General features: G+C 60.7%; 15 protein-coding genes. 5 read left to right on the forward strand and 10 right to left on the reverse strand.

Annotated elements, in window-relative coordinates:
* Nucleotides 1-39: 39 nt before the first annotated feature.
* The 5 genes from ACXZ1M_RS27475 to ACXZ1M_RS27495 all read right to left on the reverse strand — a co-directional run bounded on the left by ACXZ1M_RS27475 (nt 40) and on the right by ACXZ1M_RS27495 (nt 3,721).
* Nucleotides 40-816 (reverse strand): peptidylprolyl isomerase, encoded by a 777-nt coding sequence (locus tag ACXZ1M_RS27475; protein ID WP_373986828.1) that lies wholly within the window; start codon nt 814-816, stop codon nt 40-42.
* 97 nt (nt 817-913) lie between these two features.
* Entirely contained in the window at nt 914-1,195 is a 282-nt protein-coding gene (locus ACXZ1M_RS27480; protein ID WP_459050761.1) for a BolA family protein, read from the reverse strand.
* Nucleotides 1,192-1,821 (reverse strand): septation protein A, encoded by a 630-nt coding sequence (locus ACXZ1M_RS27485; RefSeq protein ID WP_459050762.1) that lies wholly within the window; start codon nt 1,819-1,821, stop codon nt 1,192-1,194. The genes ACXZ1M_RS27480 and ACXZ1M_RS27485 overlap by 4 nt, the downstream gene beginning before the upstream one ends.
* An 11-nt stretch (nt 1,822-1,832) precedes the next feature.
* Complete coding sequence (msrB, locus tag ACXZ1M_RS27490) at nt 1,833-2,231, reverse strand: peptide-methionine (R)-S-oxide reductase MsrB (protein ID WP_459050763.1); 399 nt, start codon at nt 2,229-2,231, stop codon at nt 1,833-1,835.
* 14 nt (nt 2,232-2,245) lie between these two features.
* On the reverse strand, nt 2,246-3,721 hold the full coding sequence (locus ACXZ1M_RS27495; protein ID WP_459054080.1) for a protein adenylyltransferase SelO: 1,476 nt from the start codon (nt 3,719-3,721) through the stop codon (nt 2,246-2,248).
* A 171-nt stretch (nt 3,722-3,892) separates the two neighbouring features.
* On the opposite strand from ACXZ1M_RS27495, the gene ACXZ1M_RS27500 reads away from it, so the two are divergent.
* Both ACXZ1M_RS27500 and ACXZ1M_RS27505 read left to right on the forward strand, forming a co-directional pair.
* On the forward strand, nt 3,893-5,494 hold the full coding sequence (locus ACXZ1M_RS27500; protein WP_459050764.1) for a methyl-accepting chemotaxis protein: 1,602 nt from the start codon (nt 3,893-3,895) through the stop codon (nt 5,492-5,494).
* Nucleotides 5,495-5,561: 67 nt separating this feature from the next.
* Nucleotides 5,562-5,906, forward strand: coding sequence for a hypothetical protein (locus tag ACXZ1M_RS27505; protein ID WP_459050765.1), 345 nt, complete (start codon nt 5,562-5,564; stop codon nt 5,904-5,906).
* Nucleotides 5,907-5,911: 5 nt separating this feature from the next.
* Here the strand turns inward: ACXZ1M_RS27505 and ACXZ1M_RS27510 are convergent, their stop codons facing one another.
* Genes ACXZ1M_RS27510 through ACXZ1M_RS27530 form a run of 5 tightly spaced genes read right to left on the reverse strand, consistent with a single transcriptional unit; the run spans nt 5,912 to nt 11,239 of the window.
* Nucleotides 5,912-6,604 (reverse strand): DUF4197 domain-containing protein, encoded by a 693-nt coding sequence (locus ACXZ1M_RS27510; protein WP_459050766.1) that lies wholly within the window; start codon nt 6,602-6,604, stop codon nt 5,912-5,914.
* 44 nt (nt 6,605-6,648) lie between these two features.
* Nucleotides 6,649-8,160 carry a chemotaxis protein CheW gene (locus ACXZ1M_RS27515; RefSeq protein WP_459050767.1) on the reverse strand — a complete coding sequence of 504 codons (1,512 nt, stop codon included), beginning with the start codon at nt 8,158-8,160 and terminating at the stop codon, nt 6,649-6,651.
* Nucleotides 8,153-8,710, reverse strand: coding sequence for a chemotaxis protein CheD (locus ACXZ1M_RS27520; protein WP_459050768.1), 558 nt, complete (start codon nt 8,708-8,710; stop codon nt 8,153-8,155). Before ACXZ1M_RS27520 ends, ACXZ1M_RS27515 begins: the two co-directional genes overlap by 8 nt.
* Nucleotides 8,711-8,723: 13 nt before the next feature.
* The gene (locus ACXZ1M_RS27525) at nt 8,724-9,539 is read right to left on the reverse strand and encodes a CheR family methyltransferase (RefSeq protein WP_459050769.1); all 816 of its coding nucleotides are present in this window, start codon (nt 9,537-9,539) and stop codon (nt 8,724-8,726) included.
* Between the two features lie 2 nt (nt 9,540-9,541).
* The gene (locus tag ACXZ1M_RS27530; protein ID WP_459050770.1) at nt 9,542-11,239 is read right to left on the reverse strand and encodes a methyl-accepting chemotaxis protein; all 1,698 of its coding nucleotides are present in this window, start codon (nt 11,237-11,239) and stop codon (nt 9,542-9,544) included.
* A gap of 335 nt (nt 11,240-11,574) precedes the next feature.
* Here ACXZ1M_RS27530 and ACXZ1M_RS27535 point away from each other — a divergent pair, with 335 nt between their 5' ends.
* From ACXZ1M_RS27535 to ACXZ1M_RS27545, 3 genes are all read left to right on the forward strand, one after another.
* On the forward strand, nt 11,575-13,656 hold the full coding sequence (locus ACXZ1M_RS27535; protein ID WP_459050771.1) for a 3-hydroxyacyl-CoA dehydrogenase NAD-binding domain-containing protein: 2,082 nt from the start codon (nt 11,575-11,577) through the stop codon (nt 13,654-13,656).
* A 158-nt stretch (nt 13,657-13,814) separates the two neighbouring features.
* The gene (locus tag ACXZ1M_RS27540; protein ID WP_459050772.1) at nt 13,815-14,453 is read left to right on the forward strand and encodes a PEP-CTERM sorting domain-containing protein; all 639 of its coding nucleotides are present in this window, start codon (nt 13,815-13,817) and stop codon (nt 14,451-14,453) included.
* 187 nt (nt 14,454-14,640) lie between these two features.
* Entirely contained in the window at nt 14,641-15,276 is a 636-nt protein-coding gene (locus tag ACXZ1M_RS27545) for a PEPxxWA-CTERM sorting domain-containing protein (RefSeq protein WP_459050773.1), read from the forward strand.
* Nucleotides 15,277-15,587 lie beyond the last annotated feature (311 nt).

The following is a 15,587-nucleotide window of genomic DNA, read 5'->3' on the forward strand; positions in this document are numbered from 1 at the left end:
TTAAAAACGGCGCCCCGCAGGGCGCCGCCTTTCATAACATTACTGCACTTTTGCTTTCTTTACCAGTTCTTCCTGATAAGCCTGCAATTTCTTCTGGGTCAGCGCTTCAGCCACTTGCGGCTTCACTTCTTCCAGGGTCGGCAGTTTTGCCTGACGCACATCGTCTACCTTGATGACGTGGAAACCGTTCGGGGTTTGCACTGGCTTCTCGGTCACTTGGCCTTTGCCCAGAGCGACGAACGCTTGTGCGAAGACTGGCGGGAAGGACGAAGGCGAGGCCCAGTCCAGGTCGCCGCCGTTGGCTGCCGAGCCGGTGTCTTTCGACTGCTTGGCCAAATCTTCAAACTTGGCGCCGCCCTTGATCTTGGCGATCACGTCGTTGGCTTCAGCTTCGCTGCCCAGCAGGATGTGACGAACGTGGTATTCCTTGTCGCCGGCTTGCGCCACGAAACGGTCGTATTCACCCTTGATGTCGGCGTCCGATACCGGGTTTTTCTTCACGTAATCCGCCACCAGGGCGTTGACGATGATGGCTTGGCGGGCGTTTTCCAGCGCGGCTTTCACGTCGGCGTTCTTGCCAAAACCTTGTTTTTCAGCTTCCTGCATCATGACTTCACGGCCGATCAGGTCTTTCTTGATCAGGTCGCGCAGCTGAGGTGAATCAGGTTGCTGGCCCTGTGCCACGACTTGCTTGACGACCGCGTCTACGCGCGAAGTCGGGATAGCCTTGCCATTTACCACGGCAACGTTTTGTGCGAATGCTGGTACAGCGATAACGAGGAGTGCAATCAGCAACTGGGCTGGCTTGAAAGTCATTATTAATTCCTGTAAGGGGAAAGTTTTAGCGAATTAGCTTGGACGGCTATGTTTTGTCTTCAATTATTTTAAATTGCCGATAGCGACCACGACAGCATCAGACCTCGGAGGGCGCCAATGCAGTAATGGCCAGTGCATGAATTTCTTTATGCATCATATCGTGCACAGAATCATACACGAGTCGATGTCTTGTGACGAGTTTCAGGCCCTCGAATTGTAACGAAACAATTCGGAGGTTGTAGTGCCCGCCGCCTGAGGCCGCACCGGCGTGGCCGGCGTGCGCGGCGGAGTCGTCGTCCAGCACCAGTTCCACCGGATCGAGCTTGGCGGTCAGGGCGGCGCGCATGCGCTCCATGCGGGTATCTTGAATCTGGCTCATGCCTGGTCCTTCATATGACGCGATAAATAAATCGTTTGCCCAACAATAAATACAAACATGATGCCGCTGGCGCCGAACGCTTTAAAGTTGACCCAGGCATCGGTATTCCCTTTAAACAGCACAAACGCCAGATACCAGTTGAGCGCACCCATGAAGGTGAAGAAGGCGATCCACGCCAGATTCAGGCGGGTCCAGATCAGGTCCGGCAATTCGATGATTTCCTTCATCGATTGGCGCATCAGGTTCTTTTTAAACAGCAGGTCGCTGAACAGCAGCACCACGGCGAACAGCCAATAGACAATGCTTAGCTTCCATTTGATGAAATCCTCGTCGTGCAGGTAGATGGTCAGCCCGCCGAACACCACGAACATGCCCAGCGAGGCCCACAGCAGCCCATCGACCTTGCGTCCGCGCGCCTTGATCCAGCCGATCTGCGCCACGGTCGCCAAGATGCCGACCAGGGTGGCGAGGACGATGGGCGCTTGCTCGGGCGTGACCGAGCCGCCGGAAATGATGCCGCTCATGTAGGTGTTGATGAAGTGCTGGGAGGCGTCCGCGTTCATGCCGGCTATCTTGTAGCAGGCGAAGAACAGCAGTACCGGGATCATGTCGAACAGGAATTTCATGGCGTCTATTATTAGTCTTGTGGATCGAAGCGGAGGGAAGCGGAGTTAATGCAGTAACGCAGGCCGGTTGGCGGCGGGCCGTCCGGGAATACGTGACCCAGGTGGGCGTCGCACACGCCGCAAATGGTTTCGGTGCGCAGCATACCATGGGTGCGGTCGACTTTTTCCACCACATTGGCGGGATCGATCGGTTCGAAGTAGCTCGGCCAGCCGCAGCCGGAATCGAACTTGGTGTCCGAGCGGAACAGCGGCGTGTTGCAGCACACGCAGGTGTAGATGCCATGTTCATGATGATCCCAGAACTTGCCGGTGAAGGCGCGTTCAGTCGCTGCATGGCGGGTGACTTGATATTCCATCGGGTCCAGTTGGTCGCGCCATTCGGCGTCGGATTTGACAACTTTATTGCTCATGGCTTATTTCTCGCTTAAGAAGAACAGCTGACTTCAAGGTGGCTTGCCCAGTCCGGCGGCAAGGCGGCGTAGTGTTCGTGTTCGGGCTGTTCGTCGTAGGGGCGCTGCAACACCGTCAGCAGGCGCTCCACCTCGGAAAAGTCCTTATTTTGCGCTTTTTCGATGGCTTGTTGGGCCAGATAATTGCGCAGCACGTATTTGGGGTTGACTGCGTTCATCGCAAGCGCGCGGGTGGCGTCGTCGCTGGCCTCGGCCTGCAGGCGCGCGCGGTAGCGCCCGGCCCAGGCGTCGAACGCCGGACGGTCGATGTACAGGTCGCGCAACGGCTCGTCACCGCTGGCGTCGGCCGCGCGCAGGCCGCTCAGGCGGCGGAAGAAGAGGGTGAAATCGACGCTGTTGGCCTGCATTAGCGCGAACATGTCGTCCAATAGCGCCCGGTCCTCGTCGAAGTGCTGTTCCAGCACGGCGATGCCGAGCTTGGCGTGCAGCAGCTCGTCCAGCTTGGCGGCGAATTCCGGCTGGTACACATCCAGCGCCGCTTGCGTCGGTTCGACTTCGCCGATCAGCGGCAGTAGCGCTTGCGCCAGCGCGTAGCAGTTCCAGTGGCCCACCTGTGGCTGGTTGGCGTAGGAATAGCGGCCTTGCTGGTCGGTGTGGTTGCAGATGTGGTCGGCGTCGAACGCTTCCATGAAGCCGTAAGGCCCGTAATCGAGCGTCAGGCCGAGGATGGACATATTGTCGGTGTTCATGACGCCGTGCATGAAGCCGACCGCCTGCCAGTGCGCGATCATGTGCGCGGTGCGACGCGTGACTTCCTCCAGCAGTGCTGCGTACGGATTTTCCGCCGCGCGCAGGGCTGGATAAAAGTGGTCGATCACGTAGTCGGCGAGCAGTTTCAGTTCGGCGTTCTGCTTGCGGTAGTACCAGTGCTCGAAAGAGCCGAAGCGCACGAAGCTCGGCGCCATGCGCACCACCACGGCGGCGGTTTCGACGGTTTCGCGCATCACGCCCTGGTCCGACCCCGCCACCGACAGCGCGCGCGAGGTGGGAATGCCCAGCGCATGCATCGCTTCCGAACACAGGAATTCGCGGATCGAGGAGCGCAGCACGGCGCGGCCATCGCCCATGCGCGAGTAGGGCGTCAGCCCGGCGCCTTTCCATTGCAGTTCCATCGGGCCTTGCGCGGTCTGCACTTCGCCGAACAGGATGGCGCGGCCATCGCCGAGCTGGCCGGCCCACACGCCGAACTGGTGGCCCGAGTAGACGGCGGCCAGCGCCTGGCCGCGTTCCGGCACGGCGTTGCCGATCAGGACGTCAATACTGTCGGCCAGGTCCGGCGACAGGCCGATCAGGGACGCCGCCGGTGCGCTTACGGCCACCAGATAGGGCGCGGGCAGGGGCGTGGGCATTAATCGGGTGTAGAACGCGGGCGGCAGGGACGCGAAGGAATTGTCCAGCGGCAGTTTGGCGGCAGTGATGATGTGCTCCAGATAGGCTAAGCGGTGATTTTACCGCAGGGCGCGATTGCGGCGGTGCAGCATCGTCCTGCGTAGCCGCGTTCAGTCTAAATACTTCACAAATAAATCGTTTGACTCCAAACCATTTTACTCGTACATTATTGCCCTAAGGAATTTGTTTCCAACAATAAACGAGAGAAAACCATGTTCAACAGCATCACTATCCGCACGCGCCTGATATTCACCATGTCTGTGCTTGGCGTGCTCATGCTGGCCCTGGGTGGGCTCAGCATTTTCGGCATGAACACCGTCAATTTCGCGCTGAAAGACGTGTATTCGAATCAGATGGCGTCGACCATCGCTCTGGCCAATGCCAAGAATTTCCTCAACCGCTCGCGCTTCGTGATCGACCGCGGCGTGTTCCATCCCGACGCCGCCGACCTGGAAAAAACGCTGGGCCGCGCCGAGGGCTTCATCCTGGACGGCGACAATGCCTGGAAGGCTTACTTGGCCCTGCCGCTGGGAGAAGAAGAAAAAGTGCTGGCGAACGATCTGGATGCCAAGCGTACCGTTTACGTCAGTGAAATGCGCGCCCTCATGGCCGCGCTGCGCGCGCAGGACGCCGCCAAGATCGAAGAAATGTCGATGAAAACGCTGTCGGCGCAGTTCGGCGTGTTTGACGCCGCTTCGGTCAAGCTGGAAAACTTCCAGATGGCGTCCGCCAAAGTGCACTACGAGGACAGCCAGTCCTTCTTCTCCGGCTTTACCAAGGGCTACACCATTGCGCTGGCGCTGGGCGCGGCGCTGATCATTTTCTCGGCGGTGCGTCTGCTGCGGGCGATTTTGCATCCGCTGCAAAAAGCCCTGGGACACTTCGACCAGATCGCCGCCGGCAATCTGGCCAATCGCATCCACGCCGACCGCAACGACGAAATGGGCCAGTTGATGAAGGGCCTGATCCGGATGCAGGAACAAATGTCGGGCACCGTCGGTGGCATCCGCAGCGGCAGCAGCGCGATCGCCACCGCCAGTGCGGAAATCGCCGCCGGCAACCTGGACCTGTCGCGCCGCACCGAAAACCAGGCCGCCGCGCTGGAGGAAACCGCCTCGTCGCTGGAAGAGCTGACCTCGACCGTCCGCCAGAATGCCGACAATGCCCGTCAGGCCAACCAATTGGCGCTGAGCGCGCAGGATGTGGCCGGCAAGGGTGGCCAACTGGTGTCGGCGGTGGTGGATACCATGGGTTCGATCAATAGTTCGTCGCGCAAGATTGCCGACATCATCGGCGTTATCGACGGCATTGCGTTCCAGACCAACATCCTCGCCCTGAACGCGGCGGTGGAAGCGGCGCGCGCCGGCGAACAGGGCCGTGGCTTCGCCGTGGTGGCTTCGGAGGTGCGCAACCTGGCGCAACGCTCGGCCGCCGCCGCCAAGGAAATCAAGGAACTGATCACCGCCTCGGTGGAGCAGGTGGATGCGGGAACGCAGTTGGTCGACAAGGCTGGCGCCACCATGAACGACATCGTCAGCAGCGTGGAGCGCGTCACCGGCATCATGACCGAAATCATGATCGCCGGCGAAGAGCAAAGCGAAGGCATCAACCAGATCAATCAGGCCATCGTGCAGATGGACGAAGTAACGCAGCAGAACGCCGCGCTGGTGGAGGAGGCCGCTGCGGCCGCCAACGCCATGCAGGAGCAGGCCGCGCAACTGGAAGAAATGGTCAGCACCTTCAAACTGGACAGCCACGCCGGCCAGCGTAGCGCCCAAGCCCTGCGCCGTCCGACACTGGCACTGGGCCGTTGATTGAGCTACGAAAAACCTGACTATCGTGCGAGTTGCGCACTCCGCTTAACACTCGTACGATACTGGGATGAGTACCGTTACCACCGACCTTTTGAACGCCAGAATCGAAACCATTGAAACAAGGATGGATGCGAGGATTTTGGCGATTGAAACCGCGATTGCAGGAGCGATTCAATTCCACAAGGAGTTGCGCGCGGACATCAAGAACCTGAAAACCACCGTCATCGTGACGGCCATCGCTTCGGTGCTTGCCGTTGGCGCCATCAATGCCACCATTTTGTCTAACATGGTCGCGGCTTTCGAATCCGGCAAAAACACGGCGGCCGCGCAAGCCGAGGTGACGAAGCAAGTCGAGCACCTCACCGTCTTGGTCCAGAAAATGCGCGAGGAGCAGCGGCAGAAACCTAAGTAAGCCGGCTACTTGATGGCGCCGAAGACTTTGCCGATCAGCTTGCTGCCGGTGCCCAGCGGGTCGGCGCGGATGGCTTTTTCCTCTTCGGCGATCATGGTGTACAGGCCGTCGAGCGCGCGCTGGGTGACGTAGCCTTCCACTGTGGATTGCTCCTTGCTGAGTACGCCCATCTTCGGCGCCAGGCTCATGGCGCTGTTGTATTGGGTGGCCACGCCGGATTTGTCGGTGACCTTCTTGACCACCGGCAGGAACTGCACCGCCAGCTTGTCCTGCGTTTTGCCACGGAAGAAATCCGTCACCGAGGTTTCGCCGCCGGTCAGGATGTTCTTGGCGTCGGTGATGCTCATCGATTTGACGGCGTCCAACAGCAGCGGCTTGGCCATCGGCACGGCGGCTTCGGCCGCATGGTTCATCTGCACCACCAGCTCGTCGAGCTGCTTGCCCTTGCCGGTCATTTTTAGGATAGGCCGCGCCTGCTCAAGAATCTTGGGCAGCGGAATGCGCACCTTGTCGTTGTTCAGGAAGCCGCCGTCGACGCCGAGCTTGGCCACGGCCGCGTTGGAGCCGGTTTCCAGCGCGGCCTTCAGCCCGCCGGACGCATCTTTGTTGCTGAGGTCGGCCAGCGACAGCGCAAACGCGCTCGCGGACAACAGGGCGAAGGGGATCAGGACGGCAAGCGAGCGGCGCGATACGGGCATGGAAGTCTCCAATGAGGCAATGCCCTACTGTACTCCACCGCAGCCTATGCCGCCAGTGCCGGAATCTCCCTGGCCATACGCTCCAGCAGCCGGCCGCACTCAAACACGCTGAGAGTCTGGTGGGTGTCGCCTTCGCCTTCGATATCGATGACTTCGTCCATTTCCGCGCGCGGGTCGCCGCTGGCGTTCGGATTGCGCATCATCTTCGGCGCGGCGAAGCGGCGGTTGTCATTGATGGTCATGATGTTTTGCACGGCATCGACCAAGAGGCCGAAGCATTCCTCGCCGCGCTCGATCACCAGTATCTTCGACTGCGAGGTGTCGACCAGCGGCGTCATGCCGTACAGGCCGCGTAGGTCGATCACCGTCACCATTTGCTGGCGCAGGTTAAGCATGCCGCGCATGAAGGCCGGCAGACCCGGCGGGCGCGTGATCTCGCCGACGCTGAGATCGATGATCTCGCGCACTTGCTTGATCTCCACCGCATAGCTGTTTTCCAGCGCGAAGGTGATGTAGACCTTGCGCTGGCCGCGCCGCGCGTCTTCCCGTTCGTTCTTGCCTATCTGAACCGCATCCTTGGGATACAGGTTGGCGTGGCCGTTGCGCATGTCCTTGATCTCGGTGCTGGAGAAGATCTGCTGGTGATCGAGGAAGAAGATGTCGCCCAGGTCCGGCTTGGACAGGCAACCGCCGAACATGCCCGCCCGCGCCTTGCTCAGCATGGGAATGGGCATTACTTCTTCGCTGTAGAAATGCACGATGTTGTCGACCGAATCGACCAGGAAGCCGATGGTGGCGTCGTCGATGCGCGCCACGATGATGCGCTGGTCGGGACTGGCGCTGCGCGCGCCGCCGCCGGCGTTGAGCAGGGTGGCGAAGTCGACCACCGCCACCGGGCTGCCGCGAAAATTGATGCGGCCCAGGCACAGTGCGCTGTTCAGCACCGACGGCTGCAATTCCGGCACCCGGATGATTTCCTGGATCGCCGCCATCTCGAACGCGAACGACGACGCGCCCACGCGGAAACTCACGCACTGGCGGCGCTCGCCCTGATGGCGGCGCGTCTTGCGGTCCGCGCTTTGCAGCGCCAGCACCTGCGGCACGTTCTCGATGTGGATCAAGGCGTCGGGATCGAGCACCTGCACCAGCCGAGCGCCGTGGTCGAGCAGGATGGTGCCGGCCACCACGCCGCGCTGTTCGCCCTCGGGATAGCTGAGCGTGCTGCGCTGCTCGGGCCGCACGCGCAGGATTTCGCCGGTAGCGTCGAACAGGATGCCAACTAGCACGCCTTCGTAGTCGAGCACGGCGATCTTGTCGGTCGGCAGCGCCGCGCGGGCGTCGGGATTGAAGACGCGCCCCAGGTTCACCACCGGGATCACGCTGCCGCGCAAGGTGAACACGCCTTCCAGAAATTTGGGCGACAAGGGCAGGGCCGACACCTTGGACGGGAAATTGACCACTTCGCGGAAGCAGCAGGCGGGCAGGGCGAACTCGTCCTGACCGAGGATGAAGGAACCAAATAATTCAGTGCCGGCAGTGGCGGACGCATCACGCATGGGGAATTCCTGGGCAAGGGGGGACGATGTCCTGCACGGAATAGTCGCAGGTGGCGCAGTCGATGTGCAGGGTGCGTCCCGACTTGCCGCCGACGCGGCAATAACTGATGTTCAGGCCGAATTTACGCAAATGCCGGCGCGCCGCGTCGGCATTCTGCTGACCGATCTGCAAGCGGCTGGAGCAGCCGTTGAGCATGGTGGCGCCGCCGGCCACGATGACTTCCAGGTCGGCGTAATCGGCGACGCTGGCGCCAAGCAGGCTCAGCAGGGACGGCACGGCCTGGCTCACATAGCGAGCGCAGGGGAGCTCGCTCACGTCCGCCGTTTCCGGCAGCAGGCAATGGGCCAGCGCGCAGCGCCCTTGCTTCTTCCAGATCAGGGCGATGCCCACGCACGAACCCAGCAGCGCTTGCAAGCGGTCGGTGCCGGCGCCGATTTTCACCTGGCCCATGGCGACCTGCAGCACGCCGCTGGGCGTTGGCTGCAGACAGCCGTGCGGGTCGTTCCACGGCAGCGTGGCCGGTCGTATCGGGGCAGTGAGTTGGGTCACGTGCATGGTGTCCTTATTCCATTGTGTAAATCATCGGGCGGTCGAACTGGTAGGCGGTATCCCTGCCCGAGATCGATTCCGACTCGCCGACGATCATGACGGCGTGCGGCGCCATGCTCAACCGCGCTTGTTGCAGGATGGTGTGCTGGTGTTCCTGGTCGAAATAGATCAGCACGTTGCGCAGGAACACCAGGTCGAACTGCTTGGCCGATTTCAGCGGCAGCATCAGATTGTGCTGCGCCAGTTCGACATGGCGTTTCAGCGCATCGACCACGCGCAGGCCGCTGGCGCTGGGGCGGAAGTATTTCCGCACCCAGTCCGGGTGGGTGGCCTGGATGCGTTCCACGGAACGGCCGCCGTACTGGCCGTCGCGCGCCAGCGCCAGGATTTGCTGCGAAATGTCGGTGGCGTGGATCTGGTAGCTGAAATCCGGATGGAGCGCCTGGAACTCTTCGCACAGCATGGCCATCGAGTACAGTTCTTCGCCGCTCGAGGCGGCTGCCGACCACACTTTCAGCTGCTTGCCCGGGTGCGCGCGCCACCACTGCGGCAGGAATTCCTGCTCGACGTAATCCCACACCTGCTGGGTGCGGAAGAACAGGGTGTCGTTGGTGGTCACCAGGTCGATAAAGTGCGGCACTTCGGCGCGGTCGCGTTCCACCATGTCGAGGTAAGCCTGGTAGCTGTTCAGCTTGAGCGCCTGCACGCGCGGGCGCAAGCGCCGTTCCAGCAGCACGCTCTTGCGCTCGGTCATGGCGATGCCCGTGTGCTTGCGCACCAGGGCGATCAGGGCCGACAGCGTGGCCGGAGGGAGGCCGGTGGCATCCATGCTCACACCGTGAAGCCGGACACGGTTTTATTCAGGTCGCCGGCGCGCTGGTTCAGCCCCTCGGTCGAGCGGGCGATGCTGTCGCAGGCGGCGGCCGACTTCTCGGCTTCCTCGGCGATGTACTGCACCGCCGTGCTCACTTCGCGCGCCGTCAGCAGTTGCTCGTTGGCGGCCTTGGAAATGTCGGAGATGGCCACCGTGGTCTTGACCACGCCCACCAGGATCTTGTCGAAGGCGTCGCTGGCCTGGCGCGAAATCTCGCTGCCGGCCGAGACGCGCTTGACCGACTCGTTGATCAGCTTGGAAATTTCCTTGGTGGCCTGCGACGAGCGCTCGGCCAGCTTGCGCACTTCGTCCGCCACCACCGAGAAGCCCAGGCCGTGCTCGCCTGCGCGGGCCGCCTCGATGGCCGCGTTGAAGGCCAGCATATTGGTCTGGTTGGCGATGTCGCTGATGACCTTGACGATTTCGCCGATGTCTTCCGACGAGCGGTTGATCAGGTCCATGGCTTCGATCGACTTGGCCACCGCCTTGGCGCCGACTTCGGCCTCGTGCTGGGTCGATTTGGCCATCGAATCGGCGTCCGAGGTGTTGTTGGCGATGGTGTTGATCGAGCTGGTCAGGCCATCGATCGAGGCGTTCATCTCTTCCACCGTGGCGCCCAGCGCCTGGGTGCCGACCGCCACGCCGTTCGAGCGCTCGGCGATGGTGGTCGAGGCGTCGGCCAGGCCGTTGGCCGACATCACGACGTCGCTGATGACCTTGCGCAGGTCGGCGATCATCTTGCTGATGCCTTCGGCCAGCTGGTCGAGCGGTTCGTCGCCTTCGACCACGATCTTGCTGGTCAGGTCGCCATTGGCCGCGCGTGCCACCGAATCCAGCAGCCGGCTGATTTTATCGCCATCGGACTTGGACTTGGCCGCCACCGATTCTTCCAGCTCGACCTGGGCGGTGATATCACTTGCGTATTTAACTATTTTGTATGGTTTACCATTTAAATCCAGAATCGGGTTGTAAGTGGCCTGGATCCATATCGATTTTTTATTGTTTCCTAAACGTTTGTAACGTCCGCTGTCAAATTCGCCACGATTCAGTTTTTGCCAGAAGCGTTTATATTCGGCGCTGGCGGCGTAATCCGGGTCGCAGAACATGCGGTGGTGTTCGCCCTTAATATCGTCCAGATAATATCCCATAACATTAAGGAAATTATCGTTGGCATTCAGTACATGGCCCTGCATGTCGAATTCAATCACCGCCTGGGCCTTGTCGATGGCGCTGACCTTGCCCTCGTACTCGGCGCTGCGCACGCGGTTGTTGGTGATGTCGGTGGCGAACTTGATCACCTTGTAGGGGCGGCCGTCGCTGTCCATCACCGGGTTGTACGAAGCATTGATCCAGATTTCACGGCCGTCCTTGGCCAGGCGCTTGAATTCGCCGTGCTCGAACTCGCCCGCCGCGAGGCCGGCCCAGAACTGTTTGTAGGCCGGGCTGGCCGCATAGTCGGGCGGGCAAAACATCGAATGATGGCGACCTTGCACTTCCGCCAGGGAGTAACCGAGCACGCGCAAGAAGTTGTCGTTGGCGTGCAGGATTTTTCCTTCCATGTCAAACTCGATCACCGCCTGTACGCGGTTGAGCGCGGCGTGAATGGCCTGGAGTTCGACGTCCTGGGTATGGATTACCTGGCTGGGAGCGTTCATGAAATATCCTGTAGTCGTATGAAAAGAATAAATATCATTAACACAGCATTATTTAGTGATATTTGGTGAGATTTATTTTGATATTCGGGGGTGGGGAATATGCGGGGCGTTTATTTATTATTTCCCTTATTTAAATCTCAGGCAAGCTCAACAATACCGAAAAGTGTCCCAAGTGTATTTTGCAAGCGACACTCAGGCAGTTTTTCTCCGCTTTACGAAGCACAGGTGCCGCGTTCAAAAGCTAGCGCACCGCGTTCAAAAAAATAACACGATCGTTCTTTTTATGCGGTATAGTAGGTGGGCCTACCATTCCAACCAGAACATAAGGAAGAGACATGACTGCTGAATATCAAGTGCACGGCGCGGTGGCCGTCATTACCCTGAACAATCCGCCGGTCAACGGCATGGGCCTGACGACGCGCACGGCGGCCGTCAAGGGCATCCAGCAGGCGCTGGCCGATGATGCGGTCAAGGCCATCGTCATCACCGGCGCCGGCAAAGCCTTCTCGGGCGGCGCCGACATCAAGGAATTCAACACCCCGGCGGCGCTGGCCGAACCGAGCCTGCACACCCTGATCGCCACCGCCGAAGGCTCGACCAAGCCGGTGGTGGCCGCCATCCACACGGTGTGCATGGGCGGCGGCTTGGAGCTGTCGCTCGGCTGCCACTACCGCGTGGCCATGCCGGGCGCGCAGATCGCCTTGCCGGAAGTGAAGCTGGGCCTGCTGCCGGGCGCCGGCGGCACCCAGCGCCTGCCGCGCGTGCTGGGCCTGGAACCGGCCCTGAACATGATCGTCTCCGGCGCGCCGGTTCCGTCGGAAAAGCTGCCGGCGCTGTTCGATGAACTGTTCGCCGCCGACGCCGACCTGCTGCAATCGGCGGTGGCCTTCGCCGAAAAAATCGCCGATGTACGCCCGTTGCCGAAAGTGCGCGACCGCAAAGTCGATTATCCGAACCACGAAGCCTTCCTGCAATTCTCGCGCAACACTGTCAAGGCCATGGCCGGCCCGTTCCCGGCGCCGCTGGAATGCGTGGAAACCGTGGCCGCCTCGGTCACCATGAAGTTCGACGACGGCATGAAGTTCGAGCGCGAGCGCTTCATGCACCTGATCCAGACCAGCGAATCGAAATCGCTGCGCCACGCCTTCTTTGCCGAGCGCATCGCCAGCAAGGTGCCGGACGTGCCGGCCGATACGCCGGTGCGCGCCATCAAGTCGGCCGCCGTGATCGGCGCCGGCATGATGGGCGGCGGCATCGCCATGAACTTCCTCAACGCCGGCATTCCGGTCAAGCTGCTGGAAACCCGCCAGGAAGCGCTGGACAAGGGCGTCGCCACCATCCGCAAGAACTACGAAAACAGCCTGAAAAAAGGCAAGCTGACCCAGGAAAAACTGGACCAGCGCATGGGCCTGCTGAGCAGCACGCTGTCCTATGACGACATCGGCCAGGCCGACATCGTGGTGGAAGCCGTGTTCGAGGAACTGGGCGTGAAGGAAGCCGTGTTCCGCAAGCTCGACGAAGTGATGAAACCGGGCGCCATCCTGGCCACTAACACCTCGACCCTGGACGTCGACAAGATCGCCGCCTTCACCAAGCGTCCGCAGGACGTGATCGGCACCCACTTCTTCTCGCCGGCCAACGTCATGAAGCTGCTGGAAATCGTGCGCGGCAAGGAAACCGGCAAGGATGTGCTGGCCACGGCGCTGGCGCTGTCCAAGAAGCTCAAGAAAACCGGCGTGGTGTCGGGCGTGTGCGACGGCTTCATCGGCAACCGCATGATCGAGCAGTACAGCCGCCAGGCCGGCTTCCTGCTGGAAGAGGGCGCGCTGCCGGAGCAGGTGGACAAGGCGGCCGAGAAATTCGGTTTCGCCATGGGCCCGTTCCGCATGGGCGACCTGGCCGGCAACGACATCGGCTGGGCCATCCGCAAGCGCCGCTACGTGGAAAAGCCGGAAATCACCTACTCGAAAACCGCCGACCTGCTGTGCGAGATGGGCCGCTACGGCCAGAAAACCGGGGCCGGCTGGTATGACTACAAGGCCGGCGACCGCAAGGCTTACGCCAACGAGCAGGTCAACGCCATGATCGTCCAGCATTCGGCCGACCTCGGCATCACGCGCCGCAAGATCAGCGACCAGGAAATCGTCGAGCGCCTGGTGTATTCGCTGGTGAACGAAGGCGCGCTGATCCTGGAGGAGGGCATCGCCCTGCGCGCCTCGGACATCGACATGGTCTACCTGACCGGCTACGGCTTCCCGCTGTACCGTGGCGGCCCGATGTTCTACGCCGACACGGTCGGCCTGCCGAACGTGGTGGCGGCGATCAATAAATATGCGCGCGGCCATCAGGGCAACGCATGGCGCCCGGCGCCGCTGCTGCTGAAGCTGGCGGATGAGGGAAAGTTGTTCAATAATTAGCATATGTTGCGCATAAAACACATGCGTTAATATTGTGTCCACAAGATCGGCCGAGTTCGCTATAATCGAACCCGGCCGTTTTTGTTTTTCCGCGCCCGGGAAACGGTTGGCAATCTCAGTGGGCGCTTCGAATTCAATACTAATAATCAGGGGTTCACATGAAGCACACCATCTTTGCCGCAGCACTGGCCCTGGCCAGCGTTTCCTCCGCCTTTGCTGCCGACATCAACGGCCTGTACAACACCGGCATCGGCGCTGGCGGCGCTGCGGAAACCCATTACACGGTCAGCTCGACCAGCGTGACCGAGACCGTTCCCACCATCACCAAGGATGGCGTGTGGCCGGTGGATGGCACCTGGCTGGTCAACAACAGCACCTCCAAATGGATCACGCCGACCGACAAGCAGGGCGACACCTTCGACCCAGCAATCAGCGGTATCTACACCTACACCCTGACCTTCAACTTGACCGGCTACGACCGCAACACCGCCGTCTTCGACGGCCGCGTGTCGTCGGATAACTCGGTGTTGGTCAAGCTGAATGGCGAGGACATCGGCGGCGGCATCGGCTTCCAGTCGTGGCACGATTTCCACGCCAGCAGCGGTTTCGCCGCCGGCGTGAACACGCTGGAATTCGTCGTCACCAACGACAAGCAGTACAGCGGCAACCCGACCGGCCTGCGCGTTGAATTCGAAACGTCCAGCGTGAGCGCCGTCCCTGAGCCAGCCACCTACGGCATGATGATGGCCGGCCTGGCGCTGGTGGGCGTGGTAGCACGTCGCCGCAAGCAGAAGTAATCCTGTATGGAAATGCTCAAGTGCCGAAAAGAAATTTAAATGCACGTGAGCATTTTTTGAAAAAGCTGGTTATAATTCTACTCAACAGCACTACCTCCTTTTCGACGCCCTAAAAAACGGTTCGATGAAATTCCGGCATCCCCATCGATGCTGGTTGACACCATACCAACCGATTTTAGAGGCTCTCATGAAACGCAATCTCCTTGCCGCCACTGCACTGGCATTCATCGCAATCTCGTCTTCCAACGCGGCCAGCATCACTGGCCTGGTCAACACCGGCGTCGGCATCAGCGGTCAATCGGACAGCAACTACGCACTGAGCTCGGCCGTCAGCAGCACCGCCGTCATCACTTACGACAGCCAGTGGCCGATCGGCCCATGGCTGGCCAATAGCAGCGCGTCGAAATGGATTACGCCGACCGCTGGCCAGGGCGACACCTTCGACCCATCGACTTCGGGCACCTATACCTATACGCTGAGTTTCGACCTGACCGGCTACAACGCAGCCAGCGCCGCCTTCAGCGGCCGCTTCGCGGCGGACAATTCCGTGGTGGTGAAACTGAACGACCAAGTCATCGGTAATGCCACTGGCTTCAGCGACTGGACCAGCTTCAGCGCCAGCGGCGGCTTTGCGCCCGGCGTCAACACGCTGGACTTCGTGGTTACCAATTGGGCGCAGAACGGCGGCAATCCGACCGGCCTGCGCGTGGAGTTTGGTTCGTCCAGTGTGATGGCGGCGGTTCCGGAACCGGCAACCTACGCCATGCTGCTGGGAGGCCTCGTCCTGGTCGGCGCCGTCGTGCGCCGCCGCAAACCGCAGTAAGTAGCATGCAGTAAGCAGTATCGTAGGAACTCCTTGGGTTAATTTTTAAACCGCCTCTCCAGGCGGTTTTTTTTTGCGCGGTAGCGATTTATGGCGACGTTGGTATTCTGCTTTAGCTTTGTATTGCATCAAGACGACGGGGACATGCATCACTGTAAACTAGACGGATGTCCATTCCCACTCCGCCCGCCCGTTATGACTTGCCCTGGGAAACCGCAGTAACGCATCAAGGCCACCGAAGGGCAGCTTGCGGCTTGGGGAGAGGCGTTGCCGGACGCGGAATCGCTGAAGCAAGTGTTCGGCTAAAACAA

The sequence above is a fragment of the Duganella paludis genome, from assembly GCF_054461335.1.

What these genes read in the sequence shown, in the direction of transcription:
- ACXZ1M_RS27475 (WP_373986828.1), bottom strand. Translation starts at nt 816, where the DNA reads ATGACTTTCAAGCCAGCCCAGTTGCTGATTGCACTCCTCGTTATCGCT.
- ACXZ1M_RS27530 (WP_459050770.1), bottom strand. Translation starts at nt 11,239, where the DNA reads ATGAACGCTCCCAGCCAGGTAATCCATACCCAGGACGTCGAACTCCAG.
- ACXZ1M_RS27505 (WP_459050765.1), top strand. Translation starts at nt 5,562, where the DNA reads ATGAGTACCGTTACCACCGACCTTTTGAACGCCAGAATCGAAACCATT.
- ACXZ1M_RS27535 (WP_459050771.1), top strand. Translation starts at nt 11,575, where the DNA reads ATGACTGCTGAATATCAAGTGCACGGCGCGGTGGCCGTCATTACCCTG.
- ACXZ1M_RS27545 (WP_459050773.1), top strand. Translation starts at nt 14,641, where the DNA reads ATGAAACGCAATCTCCTTGCCGCCACTGCACTGGCATTCATCGCAATC.
- ACXZ1M_RS27485 (WP_459050762.1), bottom strand. Translation starts at nt 1,821, where the DNA reads ATGAAATTCCTGTTCGACATGATCCCGGTACTGCTGTTCTTCGCCTGC.
- ACXZ1M_RS27500 (WP_459050764.1), top strand. Translation starts at nt 3,893, where the DNA reads ATGTTCAACAGCATCACTATCCGCACGCGCCTGATATTCACCATGTCT.
- ACXZ1M_RS27510 (WP_459050766.1), bottom strand. Translation starts at nt 6,604, where the DNA reads ATGCCCGTATCGCGCCGCTCGCTTGCCGTCCTGATCCCCTTCGCCCTG.
- ACXZ1M_RS27515 (WP_459050767.1), bottom strand. Translation starts at nt 8,160, where the DNA reads ATGCGTGATGCGTCCGCCACTGCCGGCACTGAATTATTTGGTTCCTTC.
- ACXZ1M_RS27540 (WP_459050772.1), top strand. Translation starts at nt 13,815, where the DNA reads ATGAAGCACACCATCTTTGCCGCAGCACTGGCCCTGGCCAGCGTTTCC.
- ACXZ1M_RS27480 (WP_459050761.1), bottom strand. Translation starts at nt 1,195, where the DNA reads ATGAGCCAGATTCAAGATACCCGCATGGAGCGCATGCGCGCCGCCCTG.
- msrB (WP_459050763.1), bottom strand. Translation starts at nt 2,231, where the DNA reads ATGAGCAATAAAGTTGTCAAATCCGACGCCGAATGGCGCGACCAACTG.
- ACXZ1M_RS27525 (WP_459050769.1), bottom strand. Translation starts at nt 9,539, where the DNA reads ATGGATGCCACCGGCCTCCCTCCGGCCACGCTGTCGGCCCTGATCGCC.